The sequence below is a fragment of the Neolewinella marina genome (genome assembly GCF_002631205.1).
Classification (GTDB): domain Bacteria; phylum Bacteroidota; class Bacteroidia; order Chitinophagales; family Saprospiraceae; genus Neolewinella; species Neolewinella marina.
In genome coordinates this window covers 499552-518567 of the sequence record NZ_PDLO01000003.1, presented here as the reverse complement: position 1 = coordinate 518567, position 19016 = coordinate 499552, and the positions used below count along the sequence as shown (strand labels likewise).

Annotated in this window: 10 protein-coding genes; 8 read left to right on the top strand and 2 right to left on the bottom strand. The window is 56.9% G+C overall.

Annotated elements, in window-relative coordinates; all coding sequences use genetic code 11:
* The 8 genes from CGL56_RS18245 to CGL56_RS10555 all read left to right on the top strand — a co-directional run.
* On the top strand, positions 1-444 hold a 444-nt coding region (locus tag CGL56_RS18245; RefSeq protein WP_222837667.1), incomplete at its 5' end, for a hypothetical protein.
* Between the two features lie 338 nt (positions 445-782).
* Positions 783-2099 (top strand): sulfatase, encoded by a 1317-nt coding sequence (locus CGL56_RS10585; protein WP_209280274.1) that lies wholly within the window; start codon positions 783-785, stop codon positions 2097-2099.
* A 10-nt stretch (positions 2100-2109) separates the two neighbouring features.
* Entirely contained in the window at positions 2110-3606 is a 1497-nt protein-coding gene (locus CGL56_RS10580; protein ID WP_099106506.1) for a sulfatase family protein, read from the top strand.
* A gap of 73 nt (positions 3607-3679) precedes the next feature.
* Positions 3680-5425 (top strand): right-handed parallel beta-helix repeat-containing protein, encoded by a 1746-nt coding sequence (locus tag CGL56_RS10575; protein WP_209280275.1) that lies wholly within the window; start codon positions 3680-3682, stop codon positions 5423-5425.
* A gap of 2 nt (positions 5426-5427) precedes the next feature.
* Positions 5428-6888, top strand: a complete 1461-nt coding sequence (locus CGL56_RS10570; protein ID WP_167641547.1) for a sulfatase — start codon at positions 5428-5430, stop codon at positions 6886-6888.
* A 6-nt stretch (positions 6889-6894) separates the two neighbouring features.
* Entirely contained in the window at positions 6895-8466 is a 1572-nt protein-coding gene (locus CGL56_RS10565) for a sulfatase family protein (RefSeq protein WP_099106503.1), read from the top strand.
* 38 nt (positions 8467-8504) lie between these two features.
* Positions 8505-11291 (top strand): PQQ-binding-like beta-propeller repeat protein, encoded by a 2787-nt coding sequence (locus tag CGL56_RS10560; RefSeq protein WP_099106533.1) that lies wholly within the window; start codon positions 8505-8507, stop codon positions 11289-11291.
* A gap of 49 nt (positions 11292-11340) precedes the next feature.
* Entirely contained in the window at positions 11341-12939 is a 1599-nt protein-coding gene (locus tag CGL56_RS10555; RefSeq protein WP_099106532.1) for a sulfatase family protein, read from the top strand.
* Positions 12940-12957: 18 nt separating this feature from the next.
* On the opposite strand, the gene CGL56_RS10550 is transcribed toward CGL56_RS10555, so the two are convergent.
* Together CGL56_RS10550 and CGL56_RS10545 are read right to left on the bottom strand one after the other, a co-directional pair.
* The gene (locus CGL56_RS10550; RefSeq protein WP_099106502.1) at positions 12958-14847 is read right to left on the bottom strand and encodes a right-handed parallel beta-helix repeat-containing protein; all 1890 of its coding nucleotides are present in this window, start codon (positions 14845-14847) and stop codon (positions 12958-12960) included.
* A 16-nt stretch (positions 14848-14863) separates the two neighbouring features.
* Positions 14864-18982 (bottom strand): hybrid sensor histidine kinase/response regulator transcription factor, encoded by a 4119-nt coding sequence (locus CGL56_RS10545; protein ID WP_143470683.1) that lies wholly within the window; start codon positions 18980-18982, stop codon positions 14864-14866.
* Between the last annotated feature and the right edge of the window lie 34 nt (positions 18983-19016).

Sequence of the window (19016 nt, the reverse complement as noted above, 5' to 3'; positions counted from 1 at the left end):
GTACGGGCGCTCCGCCCGGTAACCGACGGAGGGGAAGAACTGCTGAAGGAAATCCTCGGGACGCTCGACGTCCGCAATGCCCCCCAACTGGCCTACCTGGCCGAACACCACGAGCGCGGTCAGCCCCTCCGCTTTGCGCTGACGCCCCGCTTCGGGTTTCTGTTCTTCGTGCGGGGAAACGAAATGCATCACTTCCTGCTGGAGCTGCTGGACAGCCACGCCACCTACGTCTGGAGCCTGCCACGCGATAGCGGTACCCTGGCCGACCACCTGCAGCGAATCACCCAGGAAGTGCAGCACCTCAATGCGCTGGGACGGAGCAACTACCGCCGTTCGAACACCTTCCCCTACCCTTTCTGGACGGTGCGCCACGAACACATTGGCTCCAGCTTCGTGGATGGCTTCCCCCGGTGGAAGGCCCGGGTGGAGGAAGGGGTACTCTGAGTGTAGTCTCCAGGATGTCTCTCTATATGTTTGGAGGCCAGCTTGTGGAAGAGCCAAGGTGATTGGCGTCCCACCATTGGGTTTCTGGTGTCAGATTGCACAGAAGTTCAAGGCCTGGGCATAGAGCATCCAGTTTTTGGTTGCCAGTTGGCCGACCCCGGGGGGGGGCACCAGGCCGGTGCGCCAGCCAGTTCTACCAAGCTTTTAACCTTATTGAATGTACGCTGGGCAACCTCCAATTGACGGAGGGGCACACCCTCGGCTACTATTAACGGCTTCTTGCATTCAGCTCGAAAGCTTACCCCCGGATGCGACAATCTCACCTACTTTTTCTGCTTATGCTGTGCGCCAAGGGCACGGTTTCCGCCCAGGAACCCGCTCCGCATATCGTTCTCTTCTTCGTGGACGATCTCGGGTGGATGGATGTCGGCTTCCGGAACGATCGCCTCCACACGCCGAACATCGACCGGCTCAGAGCCAGCGGACTTTCCTTTGAAAGAGCTTATATACCTACTCCCACCTGTAGTCCTAGTCGCGCGTCGCTACTCACTGGTAAGGAGGCCGCCAGAATGCAATTCTACCGCCACATCCCGAATACGACGAAGCACGGATTCACCCCGGAAGGCAGAACCACCGAAGCCTTCAGTAACTGGCCCGGCGACCCCGTACAACTGCCCACGCGGAACTGGCTGCCCCTTGAGGAAGTCACATATGCGGAAAAGCTGAAAGCGCACGGCTACTACAATATGTTCGTCGGCAAGTGGCACCTCGGACACGAGCCGTACCATCCTATACACCAGGGCTTCGATCGCCAGTTCGGAACCGGAAACCAGGGCCATCCGGGTAGCTACCTCGCGCCCTTTTTCCGTCACGGCAACCCCTTACCGGAAGCCACCGAAGGAGAGTACCTCACAGGAGTACTGACCGACGAGAGCGTCCGCTTCATCACCGAATACGATCGCTCAGGACCATTCATGCTCTCCCACTGGTACTATACCGTACACGGGCCCCACATCGGCCGACCGGATCTGGTGGAACGGTATACTCGCGAAGGAATGTCCGGGAAATACGCCGAATACGCCGCGATGGTGACCGCCCTGGATGAGTCCGTCGGCCGCATTCTCAAAGCCGTTGACGACAAGGGAATAACCGACAACACCGCCATAATTTTCATCTCCGATCAGGGGGGATATTTTGACAATGCCCCGCTCAGCGGCGGTAAGACCGGAGGAGACGCCCTCGGTGAAGGCGGAGCCCGCGTTCCGCTGATCATCAGCTACCCGGGCGTCACTACTCCAGGAACAAGGACCAGCGTTCCCGTGCAATCCATTGACATCTACCCTACCCTGCTGGAAATGGCCACGGGTAAATCGTTTCGGGGCGAAAATGTCCAGGGAGTGAGCCTGCTGCCCCTCCTCCGAGGAGAGAAGATGAAGCCACGCAAACTCTACTTTTTCCGCAGCTACGAAGACCAGCGCTCTGCGGTCATCGAGGGAGACTGGAAGCTCAAGCGGTACCATAGCGGAACCTACGAACTCTTTAACCTCCGGGAAGACCTCGTGGAGGAAAACAACCGCTACGCCGACTCACCGCAAGTCGCCAAAAAACTACGCCGGGCACTTCAACGCTGGGAAGAGCAGGTAGGCGTACGGTAAACGTCAAATCATGATCAGGAAAATACTCTTATTGGTCCTTATCGTCTACGGAATCGGCACGCCGGTCTCCGCTCAGTCCCCGCAACCTCCCAACATCATCTGGTTGATGGCGGAGGACATCAGCACCGACTTGGGTTGTTACGATTTCCCCGACGTCCGGACACCGAACCTGGACCAACTGGCCGCGGAGGGTATCCGCTTCGAAAACGCCTTCATCACGAATCCGATCTGCTCGCCCAGCCGCTCGGCGATGATGGTCGGGGCCCACCAGGTCAAGACCAATACCCACCACCACCGCAGCAACCGGGACGTTCCGCTCTCAGCGCCCTACCTGCCCTTCACGCAGCTGCTCCGGGAAGCGGGCTACACCACCATCCTCGGCCACCACGGGGTGATGGGAAAAGGCCGCAAGACGGACGTCAACTTCAAGCACGAACCGCTGGGAACGTGGGATGGGAAGACCAACTTCGGCCTGTTCGACAAATACGATACGTTTACGGTGGCCGACGAACCGTTCTTTGCCCAGATTCAGCTCAACGTCACCCACCGGGGCGACTGGTGGGAGGAGATCAGCCAGCAATCACCCGACCGTCACGATCCGGCAGCGGTCACCCTTCCGCCCTATTTGGCGGACCACCCGGTTGTCCGGGCCGACTGGGCCCGGTACCTCGACCAGCTCGAGTACATGGACCGGGAAGTGGGCATGATCCGCCGCGAACTCACTGACAAGGGCCTGGCCGATAACACCATCATCATCTTCATCGGCGACAATGGGCGGTGCAATATCCGTGGCAAGGGATACCTCCACGACCCGGGCTTGCACATTCCACTGATCATCTTCGATCCGCGCGATACGGAGGCGGGGCCGCGGGTGCAAAGCGAAGTGGTAAGTGCAACGGACATTACGGCCACCGTCCTCGATTACGCGGGAGCTCGGTTACCGGATTTTCTTACCGGCACGCCAATCTTTGGGGAAGGATTTGACCGGGAGGTAGTTTATGCGGCCCGCGACCTCTGGGACGAAGTCGAAGATAGATCCCGGGCCATCACCTCCGATAGGTGGAAATACATTCGCAACGACCTCCCGGAGGTACCTTTCGATGCCCACCAGGCCTATCTCGAGTTTTACCGACCGGCCGTCCACATCATGCGGGAGCTCAACGCCGGGGGCAAACTCCTCCCCCTGCAAGCACTCTTTTTCAGCGCCACCAAGCCCGCTGAAGAATTGTACAACCTGATCGAGGATCCTTACGAACTGAATAACCTGGCCGCCGACCCGCACTACGCGGAGCAGCTCCACGAGTTCCGTAGAATGACCGCACAATTTGACGAAGAAATGGAGCCGGTCGATGACACCTATCGCCCCGTATCCGCAAAAGCGGTCGAGGTGCTGCACTACATCCGCGAATTCCACCCCGAGCTCCACCGGCGCATGTTGAACGGAGAAGAGATCGGCTACAAAATGGCCGCCGGCCTGTACCATGAAAACACCCAGAAAAGTGAATAGCAATATTTATCTCCAACTGTATGCCATACTACTGCTTAGCCTCATCGGGCACTCCGGTTTATCAGCGGCATCAGTGGTCCACCTTTCTCCCTCGGCGGACGACATGACCCCGGTGGTCCGGGAAGCGCTCGCCGGAGTGGACGATAAGGAACTGACCATTATCCTGGCCCCGGGCACCTATTATTTTCTTGCCGATTATGCCTTCAACGAATATCGTTCGATAACCAACCACGATAATGGCCTGAAGAACATCATCTTCCCGCTCAAGGGATTCGATGCCGTATCCATTGAGGGGAATGGCGCGGAGCTGATCTTTCACGGACAGGTACAACCCTTTTTGTTCGAAGATTGCCGGAAGGTGACGATGAGGGACCTGACGATGGACTGGGACGTTCCCTTCCTCTTTCAGGGCGAGGTCCTGGCCAGCAATCCGGAAGAGGGCTGGTGGGATATTAAACCCTCGACGGAAGGATTCAGCTGGGAGTTGGACAAAAAGGGCGTACAGTTTCCGGGGATCGACGGATTCTACTTCGACGATTTAGGAAACACCCTCTCCTTCGACCCCGAAACCCGGCAGGTAGCCCACGGGGCCTGGGATATATCTCTCGACCCTACCCGCGTAGAGGATAAGGGGGACGGCATCCTGCGGTTTTACGAAGACATCCGCCATTACCCAAAAGTAGGGACCATCATAAGTTCCAAGGGGACCAAGGGCCAGAACCGATACGCACCAGCGGTTGAAGTGGCTGCCTCGGAAGATATTCTATTCGAGGAAGTGACCATCCACCATGCACTGGGGATGGGCTTTCTCTTCGGACGAACTGAAGGAATCACCATTCGAAACTGTGGTATCTACAGTCGCGAAGATTCTCCCCGCATGGTATCCGTCACAGCGGATGCTACTCACTTTGCCAACTGCATGGGAGACATACTCATCGAAGGCTGTCGGTTCGAAAACATGCTTGACGACGGTACGAACGTGCACGGCACCTACGTTTCGGTCGATTCAGTGCTCGGGAAGCGGAAAGTACGCGTACAGCTGGAGCATTTTCAGCAACTGGGCTTTCAGTTCGCGGGAGCGGGTGACGAGGTGTGGTTCATCTACCAACCGGATCCGGCCCGCAAGGAGACAAACAAGGTCGTCGGCGTCGAAACCGTCAATGACCGCTATACCGACCTGATCTTTGAAAACGACCTCTCCGGCGAACTCAAAGCGGGAGACATCCTGGAGAACAAGACCTGGAACCCGAATTTTACGATGCGGGGCTGTACCATCCGCAATCACCGTGCCCGGAACATCGTGCTGAAAACGCCCCTGAAGATCGTTATCGAGGACAACGATTTCTCTTCCATGATGTCGGCCATACTGTTCCGGGGAGAGACTTACTTCTGGTACGAATCCGGTGCGGTGAAGGACGTACTCATCCGTAACAACCGCTTCGAACACTGCGCGTACAGCGGGGCCGAGCACGCCGTACTCTACATCACCCCTCGACTGGGGGAAAGCTTCGATCAATCGGCCATCTACGACCGCAATATTCGCTTTGAAGACAACAGCATCGCCACCTTTGACAACCGGATCGTATGGGCCGACCGGGTCGACGGGCTCTCCATCACGGGGAACCGCATCACCAAGACCCATACCGCCGTTCAACTCCATCCGGATGCGCCGGTCTTTGAGTTATCCAACTGCCGCAACGTCACGATCGACGACAACCGCTATACGGGCGACTACAACTACGCGCTGGAGGCCGATGAACGCTCTAGGAAAACGCTTCGGATCGGCCGAAACGAGGGCATCAAGTTCAAAGTGAAATGACCATGGCGCGCATCACTCAGCTTACCGGCTGCCTACTCATTCTGTTGTCCTGCGCGGCTTCCGTGCCAACCGGTGGGACAATTGCGGCCACCGAAGTTATTACGGCGCAGATCCCCCGTGACAGCACGCCCAACGTCCTGCTGATCATGATCGATGATATGAACGACTGGGTGAAGGCGTACGGAGGTAATCCCCAGGCAATCACCCCCAACATCGACCGATTCGCCGCCCGCGCCGTACGCTTCGACAATGCTTACTGCTCGGCCCCCCTCTGCAATCCTTCCCGCACCAGCTTGCTGACCGGATACTCTCCCCTGAAGACTGGCGTCTACGGCAACAGTACGCACTTTCGGGACGTGGCGGGACTGAAAGACGTGGTGACACTACCGCAGTACTTTGCCGCAAACGGCTACGCCACCTTCGCCGCAGGCAAGATCTTTCACAGCCCCCGCGGGCCGTCCGGAAAACCCCGCCCCGGGAGTGACCCCGGTTCGTTCCAGGAGGAATGGCGGGGAGGACTCGGGGTCCCCTTCCCGGCGGAGGAGGACCGCTTCCGGGCACTCGGCAAGGGCTCGGTAAAGACTCCCAAAAATCTGGACTGGGCACCCATTGCCATCGCCGACGAGAACACCAACGACTGGCAGATCGCCGACTATGGTGCCCAGGTGCTGGCGCGTGAACACGATAAGCCTTTCTTCCTGGCTTGTGGCATCTTCCGCCCCCACCTGCCCTGGTACGCTCCCGAAAAATACTTCAACCTGTACGACGCAGATACGCTGCAGTTACCCGAAGTCATCGCCAACGACCTCGCCGACGTACCGGTGCTCGGTCAGCGCATGGCCAAGCAAGAGGCACACGAGATGATTATCAAACAGGGGAAGTGGAAGGAGGCCATGCGCGGCTACCTGGCTTCGCTTTCGTACGCCGATGCCTGCGCCGGTCACCTACTCGATGCACTGGAGAATAGCAAGTACGCCGACAATACGATCGTAGTACTGATGGGCGACCACGGCTGGAACCTGGGGGAGAAACGCCACTGGAGCAAGAACGCACTCTGGGAAGAATCCGCCAAAACGCCCCTGATTATCTTCGATCCGGCCCGTCCGGAACCCATCGTCACCGATCGGGTGGTATCGTTGCTAGACCTCTACCCCACCCTGATCGGCCTAAGTGGCCTGCCCCCCAAGGAGGATCTCGACGGTACCGACCTCTCGCGCTTCCTCCTGGATCCGACCGCCGACACGCCCGGATTCGCGTTGACCACCAAGGACGAAGGCAACCACTCCCTGCGTACCGACCGCTACCGCTACACCCGCTACCGGGACGGCGGCGAGGAACTCTACGATCACCAGTCGGATCCCATGGAGTGGAAGAACCTCGCGGATGACCCGGCTGCTGCCGAAGTGCTTGACCGGCTCCGTAAGCAGCTCGATCGCTACACGGCCACCCTGACCCCTAACTAAAAGAATATGCGATTTATCCACGTATTGACCTTTGCTATCTGCACTGTACTTTTCTCGTGCGGCCCCGCCCCAACCGACCGGACCGGGGGCGAAACAACACCAGCCGGCGAAAAGCCGAACATCGTGTTTATCTACCTGGACGATCTCGGCTACGGCGACGTCAGCGCTTACGGGCAAACCACCCTAAAGACCCCGAATATCGACGCCCTTGCCGCCGGTGGCGTTCGGTTCACCAATGGCTACGCCTCCTCCGCTACCTGCACGCCCAGCCGCTATGCCCTGCTGACGGGCGTATACCCCTGGAGAAACGAAGATGCGGCCATCCTGCCCGGCACCGCGCCGCTGATCATCGATACGAACCAAATAACGGTACCCGGAATGCTCAGAGACGTAGGGTACCATACGGGCGTGGTCGGAAAATGGCACCTGGGCCTCGGTTCGGGGAACGTGAACTGGAACGAGCGCGTGAGTCCGGGACCTAACGAAGTCGGCTTCGATTACAGCTATATAATGGCGGCCACCCAGGACCGCGTCCCGACGGTCTACCTGGAAAACGGCACGGTGGTAGGGCTCGACCCAGACGACCCCATCGAAGTCGATTACCAGAAAAATTTCCCCGGTGACCCTACGGGTTTGGATAACCCTGAATTGCTGACCATGCGGTGGCACCATGGACACAACCACAGCATCGTCAACGGCATCCCCCGCATCGGCTACATGAAGGGAGGCGAAGCGGCAAAATGGAGCGACTTCGACATGGCAGATCACTTTCTGGAGCGCGCGCAGCAGTACGTACGCGACCACAAGGACAAGCCCTTTTTCCTGTATTACGCCATGCAACAACCGCACGTGCCGCGCACGCCCCACCCGCGGTTCGTGGGTAGCTCGGGTCTCGGGCCCCGGGGCGACGTAATCGTAGAGGCCGACTGGGCCGTGGGTGAATTCATCAAGACACTGCGTGAAGCAGACCTGCTGGAGAATACCCTGATCGTTCTATCCTCCGACAATGGACCGGTGCTCAACGACGGATACTTCGACGATGCGGTAGAAAAGCTCGGAGACCACAAGCCAGCGGGACCGTTGCGGGGGGGCAAATACAGTCTTTACGAGGCTGGCACCCGCGTGCCCTTCATCGCGTATTGGAAGGGGCGGATCGATCCAACGGTTTCCGATGCCCTGATCAGTCAGTTGGACTTGTTGCCTTCCCTGGCGGAACTGGTGGGTGGTAACCTGTCGACAGCAAGCGGGGCAATGGACGGTCAAGTGCTGTTGCCGGTACTCCTTGGTGAGTCTCAAGAAGGCCGGAGGGATCTGGTCCTTGAGGCGACCTCACGTACCGCCCTGCGTCGGGACGATTGGCTGATGATTCCTCCTTACACCGGGCTGGCACTACTCGAGGAAGTCCAGATTGAAACGGGCAACAACGACAGCTACCAGCTCTACAAACTCAGTGAAGACCCCGGACAGCGGATAAACCTGGCTGAGGAACTGCCGGAAAAGCTGACCGAAATGGTAACGGCCTTCGAGAATATCAGGGGAAAGGACTACGCGAACACCAAAAAATTAAAACTGGAGTGATCCACTCGGACCCCGTCAACGTAAAACCCAAACAGCCCATGCCGCTCCTCTTTCTCACCCTCCTCACCGCCCTGCTGTATGCTGCGCCGCCGGCCCTGGTAAGTTTTGATACGCCCTACACTATATCGCTGGTTCGATCTGGGGTGCATCAGGGAGCCGCCGAAATCGTTGCCAGTAGTTACGAGGGTACCGTCCTGGCGCTTACCACCGAAGGGGAGATCCGGTGGCAAAATGAGCTGTCAGGTTACACCAACCACGACCTCTGGGTCGCTGACCTCGACGGCGACGGGAACGATGAAACGCTGGTAGCCAACGCTGACGGGAGCATTTACTGTTTGGGGCAAGACGGCGCATTGATCTGGACCTTCCAACCCAGTCAGGCGCCGATGATCAGCGTAGCGACCGTCGTGCAAGACGGAATCACATACGTTGTTGCCGGGGGGAACGATTTGTCTTTCTACTATCTCGACGGCAAGGGCAAGCTCGTGAAGAGACTGGATTCGCGCACCTACTCCCGAGAGCGAGCTGGAAATAGAAACAACAGTAAGGCGACGCCGGAAAACAACACCCACGTCGTCAATTTCCTGCGACCTTTTCTGCGGGGCGACGGACAGGTCGGCCTGGTACTACACGCGTTCAACAACCACATGCAGGGCAAGGGTTCCCTTTACCTCTTCGAGCCGCTGGCGGACGCCCCGTATGCTGTGGTGGAGCCAAAAGAGAAGGGTCCCTACGGCCACCTGATGCCGGTGGATACGGACGGAGACGGCGTGGATGAATTCCTGATGGGTACCAGCAGTATGATCCAGGTGGCAAGCCTGGCCGTTGTGAAGGCGACGGGGGAGAATTCCGAAATCTACCCGATGGACCAATACAAGTCACAGCTCGACGTGTTCGGCTACCGGGTAGCTCAGTCGGTACTGATCGAGGAGGCGGGGCAGCCCACCTACCTAACGCTGTTCGGATCGCGGATCATCCTGCAAGCCGTTGGCCAGACCCCCGGCGCGGGGGAAGTGCTGGTTTGCCGGTACTCCTTTAACGATATGTGGTTTAACAAGGCTACCAATCAACTCATCCTGGCCAGCAGCCAGAGCGGGGGAAGCGGCATACACCTTATCGACCTGAACGACGGTAACTGGAAGACCGCCTACGAGCAACTAGCACCGGAAGGTAAACTCGCTAAGCTGATCAACGTACGCAAGGTTCTCGAACGACAACTCAGTGACTTTGACCGTCCGGATTGGGAACGCTCCCCGCTCCCGGTGTACCTGCTGGCGGAAAATACCAAGGAACCGGCCGTACGCGATCTGGTCAACGCAATGCAGGCTACCTCCGATAGCCCGGTTTTCTTGGAGGGTGCCACGCCCAATGAAAAGGAGAACTGGGACCGGTCGACGCTGGGTAATGCGGTCTACGCAGCAAAGCGCGATCGCCGGATGAAGTATACCGCCGATGCCCAAGGCATCATCGACCAGATCGTGCCGGAGTACAGCAAAGGGCCGGGCCTGGCTTTCTGGGCGGGCCACGGCAACGATCCATACATGATCAGTACGCCAACCCTCAAGCGGGTGCTCGATGGTGCAAAAGGTAAACGGACCGTGTTAATCTATCCTGAGCTGGAAGCACACGACGAGAATTTTTCCTTCGTACTGAAGAACCACCTCTACCCCATCGCCGAGCACGCCCGCAAAACCAACGCGAAGATCTTCGTACGCAACAAGCACACCTTCTGGCACGCCGGGGTGTACCTGCCGCAGTGGAGCAAGCTAGTATCCGGAGAATATGCCGACGTTTTCGTTCCCGCCATGGAGGAAACCACCGACAAATCCATGGAACTCAGCCTCGCAGGTCGATTGGGTCTGTGGGCCGCAGGTTCGGTCGACGACTGGGGCACCCGATGTGCCCGCGATAATGCCAGCTACTTCCGGGCCCGCCAGCACAGTCACCAGATGGTGCCGAATCATTTTCTCCGGACGATGGTGTATCACGCCTCCCTGGGAGCGCGGTACATGCACAACTTTGCCGTTGATCAGGAATACATAAGCGTACTCTGGGAGCTGATTGCCCGCGGTGCGCTCTACGTTCCCCAAAAGAATGAGTTGCTCAGTATTTCCCCCGTACACCTGAGTATGTTGCCGCCCGACGACTACGTGCTGCAGGAAGGGAGCAACGTCAAATGGTCCACCTTTTACGACGAGAAGAGAGAGGCCGACAATAAGCTCGTCTTCAGCCGGCTAAATGGCACCTGGCCGGCCGCCCCTAATACGGAATACGACTTTTCCCGCTACGCGGCCAACGTGAAAGACCGGAAGTTGAATTTCCTGCCAAATTACCCCGCCGGAATAGTGCTGTTGACGCCCCCGCAAAACGGTCCCCTGTCTCCCCGGACAAAACAGGCACGCGGCCTGCTTGCTGACCATCTGCACCCACTTTACCGGGACATCCTTACCGAGTACTACACGGACGGGCGAGATTATTTTTCCAGCGATGGAAAGGAAAAGTTTCCGGCGGAAACCTACTATAAGAAGGTAGCTGACGACATTGACGCTAAAGCCAAACTCCTGCCCATTACCGTGACCGGTGAGGTGGCATGGGTCGTCAGCCAAACCTCACCGACTCACCTCCGGCTGACCCTGATCGATAACGGTTGGGTAAACCCGGACGACCGGATGGCCCAGCTTACCTTCAATACGATTGCGCCCGTGAAAATTACCGATTTGCTAAGCGGGGAAACGTTTACGACAAGTGACAATGAACTTTCGGTACTGATCGCTACCGGTAGTTTCCGGTTTCTGGATGTCGAATTAGGTAAGCCGCTGGAGTAGGCTACCTGGGGCAGGGAAGAACTCAAATAAATCACGCTAATTGTCCAACATGAAAAGCTTATATCCAGCCGCCGTCTTACTCTTATTCGGTCTCTTCACATCGTGCGGGGAGGGGGAAGCGGCCGGTACGACCGATACTGAATACGACCGCCCTAATATCCTGTTTGCCATCGCCGACGACGCTTCCTGGAAGCACTTCAGCGCTTACGGCTGCGACTGGGTATCCACCCCGGCCTTCGACCGGGTGGCCGCCGAGGGGCTGCTGTTCAACAACGCGTACGTGCCGAACGCGAAATGTTCGCCCTCCCGCTCTTGTATCCTGACCGGACGCAACAGTTGGCAACTGGAAGAGGCCGTAAACCATTCCCCCTACTTTCCGGAAAAGTTCATCACCTACGCCGAGGCACTGGACAGTAGCGGATACTTCGTGGGTGCGACCGGGAAAGGCTGGGCCCCCGGTGAGCAGGGCTCGCTCGACGGCCGGCCCCGGGAACTTGCCGGACAGAAGTTCGATGAATACACCCTCGATCCACCCGCCAAATTCATTAGCAAGATCGACTACGCCCGGAACTTCGAAGACTTCCTACAGAAACGTCCCGCCGGGGAACCCTTCTGTTTCTGGTACGGAGGCACCGAACCCCACCGGGCCTACGAGTACGGTGCGGGCCTGCGGCTGACCGACAAGAATCTTTCCGATATCGACGAGGTGCCTCCCTTCTGGCCGGACGTGGACAGCGTGCGAACGGATATGCTGGACTACGCCTACGAAATCGAGTATTTCGACGGTCACCTTGGCCGCATGATCGAAGCGCTGGAGGCGGCAGGGGAATTGGACAACACCATTATCGTAGTGACCGCGGATAACGGCATGCCCTTCCCCCGCATCAAGGGTCAGGTCTACGAATACTCCAATCACCTGCCGCTTGCCATCCGCTGGCCGAAGGGCATCAAGAAAGCGGGTAGGCGGATCGAAGATTTTGTCAACTTTATCGACCTGGCCCCCACCTTCATGGAGGCGAGCGGCGTGGATCCCGCCTCGACCGGGATGCAGCCCATGACCGGCCGCAGCCTTTTCGACATTTTCGGTACGGAAGAAGAAGGTACCGTTACTGAGGAGCGCAACTACGTGCTCGTGGGTAAGGAGCGGCACGACGTGGGCCGCCCGAACGATCAGGGCTACCCCGTGCGCGGCATCATCCAGGGTGACTACCTCTACCTGCGCAATTTCCATCCCGATCGCTGGCCGGTGGGGAACCCGGAAACCGGCTACCTAAACACGGATGGCAGTCCGACCAAATCCTACCTCCTGAATACCCGCAGAGCGGGCGGAGAACAAAAGTGGTGGCAGCTCAACTTCGGCAAGCGAGTAGCGGAAGAATTGTACAACATAGCCAACGACCCCTACTGTCTCAACAACCTGGCCGAGGAAACGGCGCAAGCCGATCGCAAGGACCAGATGCTCAATGACATGACCGAAAAGCTGATCGCCCAGGGCGATCCCCGTATGACCGGTAATGCCGAAGTACTGGAGACCTACCGCTACTCCGGCGATCCGGTGCGGGATTTCTACAACCGGTTTATGGCGGGTGAGAAAATGAAGACGAATTGGGTGAACGATACGGATTTCGAGAGCGAGCCGCTGGACTAGCAACTACACAAACCGGCCTTACTCGAAGGTCAGCTCGGTATCGTTGTTATCTGCATCCAAGATGACCCTGGCCCTGCCGCGGTAGTCGTTGTTCCGAAACTCGAGGTTGCGGGAAGCCCGCACCCTGATGGCTGGCTCACCCGGGTACAGGGCGGGAAAGGACCCGGAGTCGATGATCGTATTCCCGGCAAACCGGAACCCGTTTACGTTATTCACCTCTAGGAAGAGGTTGTCGAAGTGCCGGAATTCATTGTCCGAAACGTTGACGTTGAGGAAGGCGATGTTTTCGTTTTCGTCGTCGGGGATAAACCGGATCACGCCGCGGTTACGACCGCCGTAGTTGCAATTATCGAAAGTATTGTTGGTGACGGTCAGGTCGGTCACGCTACCCGCTTCGTACCATTTGCCGCTCTCCACGGGGACGAGAATCGCTTCCATTTCAGTATGAAAATAATTGCTGTCGATGACAATTTTCCGGGGGGTGGACAGCAACAGGCCGCGGGCACGGTTGCCGCTGATGGTGCAGTTCTTGACTACTAATTCGGGGTAAGCGTCCAGGTTTTCCAGTAGGTGACCCCGGGCGAGTGCCGTCGGCAAGGGCTCCCGGAACGTGAGGATGGAGTAGCGACTGTTTACTTTCTCTACGGACTCGATCGTCATCTCCGCGTAGCTAAAGAACGAGCTATCCAGGTCGACCGCCCCGATCCTTTCGCCAGGATACCCAAGTTGCGAACCCTGCTGCTGGTGGTGGCCCACGCGCATTCCGAGCGAATGAGTGGAAAGGATGTCTTCCACTACCTGGTAAGTGCCGTGTACATTCGTGGCGTCATCAAGCTGGTTGAAGAATCGGCTGTTTTTTATTGTCACTGTGCCCCGGCAACCGACGAAGTGGGTCGCGTCGGCACTGGTAGATACCATCCTGCCGTTCGAGGGGCTTACTTCGTAGTTATCCAGCGTGAGGTCTGTGGAGTTTTCCGCGATCAAGCCCATGCCCCCGGCGTGGTGAATGGTGACGTTCTCCGCGAGAAAGTCCTGGCAGTGAAAAATGCGGATGGCGGGCGCGATCCGGTTGTCCCAGGGATATCCTTTGGCGGTTAATATCAGCCCCGGTTCGGGTAATAATTTGTTGTGACCGTGGATGCGAATCAGTCCCGGAGACAGTTCCTCCGCCCGGAGCCGGCGCTCGGTTCCCCGCACGAGCAATTCTCCCGGCAGGGCATCCAGGGGATACTTTCTCGCATCCGGGAGGCCCCTGCCGTTTAGCCGTTTTGCAGTAGTCAGTGGGGTGTACGCTTCGGTGTTGTAGGCCACCCCTCTGGTTTCTGGATCGAATAAAATGGTCTGCCCGAGCGGGTGTTCGTAGTACTCCTTCAGGAAGATCAACTCACCGTTGCGGATTTCGTAGGGGTACTCCTCCCCTATCCTGAGGTCGAATGTATTTTGATTCTGGTCGTTGGCAACAACCAGGGCTTCGCTGTGAAACGGTTCCGCCCAGTCTACCGTCACGTTTTTTAACGTTATGTCGGAGCTTTCCTCCAGTAAGAAGGGAATCATTCGTCCGTGAAAGATAAAAGTCGCCCCCCCGCCGTCGATGACGAGGTTTTGAAGATCGATGATCGGAAAAGCCGTCCAGACCTGTACGTCCTTATGGTTGGAGATATAACTGAAGAATTCCGCTCCTTTTTCGGGATAGAAATGATAGGTCCCCTTCGCAAATTCCATCCTGCTGATCCCCTCCGACCGATTCCGCCTGAATTCGGCCAGCACGTGAGGCGTAGCATCATCGGCGATACTGAGGTCAAAACTGATGACCCCGGTGGGTTCAGGGGTTCTCTCTACCGTAAAGCTCAGGAGGAGGCCCGCCAGTAGCAGGCCGACGATGGATATTCCGGCTAATTGGTTAGACATGGTTGCTTACTTTTTGTTATTCGGTGTCGGTGCCCAAAGTTGCTTTGGCAGCTTCTGCCGCATATTGGCTGGGGGGCACTCCGTATTTTTTCTTGAACGCTTTACTGAAGTTTGAGCGACTTTTAAAGCCGGTAGTCGGATACACTTCGTTGACGGTCAGGCCATCCTGCACCAGCAACTCGGCTGCCCGCTTCAGCCGGTATGCCTTGAACAGTTCGTGAGGTGTCATTCCGGTTATTTCCTTCGTCTTCTGGTAGAAGTGCGTCCGGTTCAGCAGCAGTTGCTTGGCAAAAGTATCCAGGTCCGCGTCAGCATTGTCCACGTTCGCCCGCATGATCTCGTAGAGCCGCTCCAGGAATTCGTTGTTTCCTACGTTTTCCTTATTCAGTGTCAGGGGCAGGTCGACGTTGAACCGGTGGCGCAGTTTATCCCGATTCTTGAGCAGGTTTTCGATGGTGGAGATCACCACCGGTATGCTGAAGGGTTTGTTGATATAGGCGTCGGCGCCGGAGCCCATACCCTTTATCCTGCCCTCGTCGCGGCCAAAAGCGGTAAGCAGGATAACGGGAATATGACTCGTTTTGAAGTCTTCCTTAATGGCAGCGGTCAACGACAGCCCGTCAACTTTCGGCATTTGCACGTCACTCAGGACAAGGTCCGGCCACTCTTCTTCCATCGCCTGCAGACAGGCTTTCCCATTGGTAAAGGAGGTTACCTCGAAGTATTTACTCAGAAAGCCTTCGATGAATCTCCGCATGTCGGTGCTGTCTTCTATCAGGTATATCCGTTTGCCCCTGAACTCGGCAGCTACTGCAAGCTCATCTTCTCCGAGCGTTATGTTGGGCAATAACTGAGGAACCACCTCCGCATTCATTTCATCGACTGATTCTTCATCGGCCTCATACTCGTCGCGCGGGTGCAGCACGGGAAGCACGACTTCTACGGTAGTCCCGTCACCCTCGGCCGAGGTAATAGAGATCGTTCCCTGATGTAGTTCGACCAGCCGCTTCGTGAACGCCAGACCAATTCCCGAACCCGCTACCGGGTTGGTACCGCTATCTTCCGCCTGGTAGAAGCGGTCGAAGACGAAGGGCAAATCCTCCGCTTTGATTCCCGTGCCCGTATCCTTGACGACCAGCACCAGTGCATTTTCAGTTGCCGTTGCCGAAACGGTCACCACGTCACCCATATCCGTATGCTTCAGCGCGTTGGTGACCAGATTATCGATGATCTTTTCGAGCTTGTCCCGATCGGCGCACACCCGGATGTGGGGGGCGGCACAATTGACGATGACCGCTTTCCCTTCACTCTTTGCAAAGAAGGCGAGGTCCTGCGTAGCCTCTTGCAAGAACCGCGCAAAATTGAAAGGCGTCGCTTTCAGCTTGAGTAGGTTGGCGTCAGCTTTCTGAAAGTCTTGTATCTGTTCCACCAGGCGGGTCAACTTCTTGGCCTGCCGTTCGATAAGGCTCAGGTTATCGCTAATGATCTTATCCTTCGAAAATCGCCGCGCCAGCAATTGAATCGGGCCATAAATCAGACTTACCGGCGTCTTGATTTCGTGAGAAATATTGGAAAACAGGCGAAGCTTTTCCGCATTAAGCTGTTGGGCACTGCTTCGTTCCAACTGTTCGATGGCGATCGAGTGGCGCAAGGATTGAAACCGGGTAATCCAGTACACTATCGCGGCTGATACCCCGAGAAAGATCACTCCATAGAGGACATACGCCCAGGTAGATTTCCACCAGGGAGGAATAATGTCGAAGTAGATCGTACGCGGTTCGCTGCAGCCCGCTCCCGTTTTGCACGACCTTACCTCAAGTTCGTATTCTCCCGGAGGCAGGTTATTAAAATTGATGGTGCGCTGTTCCGGGGGAAGTTTCAGCCAATCCGCATTATCGGGCAACAGTCGGTAGCTCAGATAATAGCTGGCAATCGATTCAAAATGCAGGGCATCCACTCCAAATGAAAAAACGCTTTGGTTGTGGGGAAAGCGCAATCGGGATCCGTCACGCAGGCGCTCCGTCAATAATACCCTGCCGGCCACGGTATCTCCTACGTTAATAGTACGGTTGAACAACCGCAGATCTCCGAACTCGACGGCGGGAGCAACGACCGGATCGGGAATGCGGCGTGGGTCAAATAGCGTAAAGCCGTTGACCCCGGCGAACAGCATTTTACCGTTTGCCATTTTTTTGGCCTCGTAGCTGAAGTCCTCAAACGGTAGTCCATCGTCGCGGCGGTAACCGGTGATCTCCCGCGTGTCCAGACTCAGCCGGTTGAGACCCACGTTCGTACTTACCCATAGGTTATCCTGGTCATCGGCCAGCAGGTTCTTCACCACGTTGTTCGTGAGTCCATCGGCGGTAGTCACCGCTTCAAAGGATAGCTCACCTTGAGCCTCCGTTATCCGGCAAACGCCACCACGTTCGGTTCCGATCCAGAGTGCTCCCTCCCTCGTGCGTAGCATACTGGATACGAAATTACTCGGCAGCCCGTTCGCCGTAGTGTACCTGTCCACTGCGGCGTCCCGTAGCAAGTCCGCCGTTTGGTAGTCAATCCGGACCAGGCCCGATGAGCTCGTGCCCACCCACATTATCTTCCCGGCCGGGTCGGCGTAGAGGTACCTGATTCGCGACAGCGGGTCGGTCGAAATAGAGGGATGGTCGCGTAAAAATTCCCCCCGTTCGACTACGCCGAATTCGTTGATCCCCAACCGGACTACCCCCTCCTGAAAGGCCAACCACAAATTTCCTTCCGAATCTTCGGTCATGGAGTCGAACCGGTAGTCTTCCGGTATCTCGACATCCGCAAAATTCACTTCCCGAAGGGGACCATCGCTGGATTCAGCGTAGTATAAGCGATTAACCCGGGCGTCCTTGAACCAGAGTCTCCCACGGCGGTCAGCATAGACGCAGTGCATCCGACCGGCCACCCCAGCTAAGGAGGCCGGCAGAGGTTCGAACGCTTCGGACGCGGTATTAAATACGGTAGCCAGCCCATTGCTGCCTCCCAGCAAGACCCTGTTGCTGTCCACCACGGTTGCAAAGGCTATACTCTTTCGAAACTCTACCGGCCCGGAGGTCTGTAGACTGTTGAAGAAGGGATTAGAACGCAGGCTAAAGCGGAAACTGCCCCGATCAAAGCTTCCCACCCAAAAATCATCCTCGCCTGCTGGTGTCAGGCAACTGCTTCGGAGCTGACCGTCCGCTGTATTGAAGTCCAAGACATTGGCGGTACCGCCTTCCAGGAAATGCTCTAAGTTCGTGATCACTGAGATACCTTGCCCGACCGAAGCGAGCCAGAGATTACCCCGTTGGTCGGTGCGCATATCAACGGCACCCATCACGGTGGGGTAACTGCCCCCCCACTGAAATTCGGGAAGCTGTTTCCCGGTCTTTTGCAACCAACAGAGGCGGTCATCAGTCGCCACCAGCACCCGGCCGTCCTCCATCACGAGGGAAGAGAAACTCGTGCGAATCTCATCCTTCAGGACGCTCTCGAAACTGCAGTTTTGAGTATTGAACACCAGCAGCCCGGTAGAAGTAGAAAGCAGCAGGTGGTGCTCGTCGAGTGCGCTACCGAAGAGGATCTTGATCTTTCTCTCGTCCCCCAGGCCCGCCGGAATACACTGTTTCAGATACTGATAGTCCACGTCGAAAATCAACACCCCGCTCTCTTCGGTAAGCGCCACGATCGTTTTATCATCCGGCATGGGCAGGATTTTCCGGACCAGCGGACCGTTAATGCCCCTGCTGAACATTGTGTTGGAGTAGATGGTCTCGAACTTGTCCTGCCGGTAGTGGTATACGGAGACCCCATCGTCGGTACCCAGCAATAGGTTTCCCCGCTTGTCCTCCCTGATGTTTCTGATTCGGTTGCTGACCAGCATTTTACGGTCGGGCAAATTCTGATAAACGTCTACGTCGTACCCATCGTATCGGGCGAGGCCATCGAAGGTGGCCACCCACAAATAGCCCCGCGAATCCACCAGCATGGAACTGACGCCATTATGTGGCAGCCCTTCCGAAATCGTAAGCCGCTCCTTAGGCACCATATCGATCACCTGACCGTCCGACTTCCCGGGCAGGAACAGCCATAGTATACAGATGAGCAACAGGTAGCGGTAGCGGCGCAAAGTAATGTATTCTATTAATTAAGCAGAGCTAATT

What these genes read in the sequence shown, in the direction of transcription:
- CGL56_RS10585 (WP_209280274.1), top strand. Translation starts at nt 783, where the DNA reads ATGCTGTGCGCCAAGGGCACGGTTTCCGCCCAGGAACCCGCTCCGCAT.
- CGL56_RS10580 (WP_099106506.1), top strand. Translation starts at nt 2,110, where the DNA reads ATGATCAGGAAAATACTCTTATTGGTCCTTATCGTCTACGGAATCGGC.
- CGL56_RS10570 (WP_167641547.1), top strand. Translation starts at nt 5,428, where the DNA reads ATGGCGCGCATCACTCAGCTTACCGGCTGCCTACTCATTCTGTTGTCC.
- CGL56_RS10565 (WP_099106503.1), top strand. Translation starts at nt 6,895, where the DNA reads ATGCGATTTATCCACGTATTGACCTTTGCTATCTGCACTGTACTTTTC.
- CGL56_RS10560 (WP_099106533.1), top strand. Translation starts at nt 8,505, where the DNA reads ATGCCGCTCCTCTTTCTCACCCTCCTCACCGCCCTGCTGTATGCTGCG.
- CGL56_RS10555 (WP_099106532.1), top strand. Translation starts at nt 11,341, where the DNA reads ATGAAAAGCTTATATCCAGCCGCCGTCTTACTCTTATTCGGTCTCTTC.
- CGL56_RS10550 (WP_099106502.1), bottom strand. Translation starts at nt 14,847, where the DNA reads ATGTCTAACCAATTAGCCGGAATATCCATCGTCGGCCTGCTACTGGCG.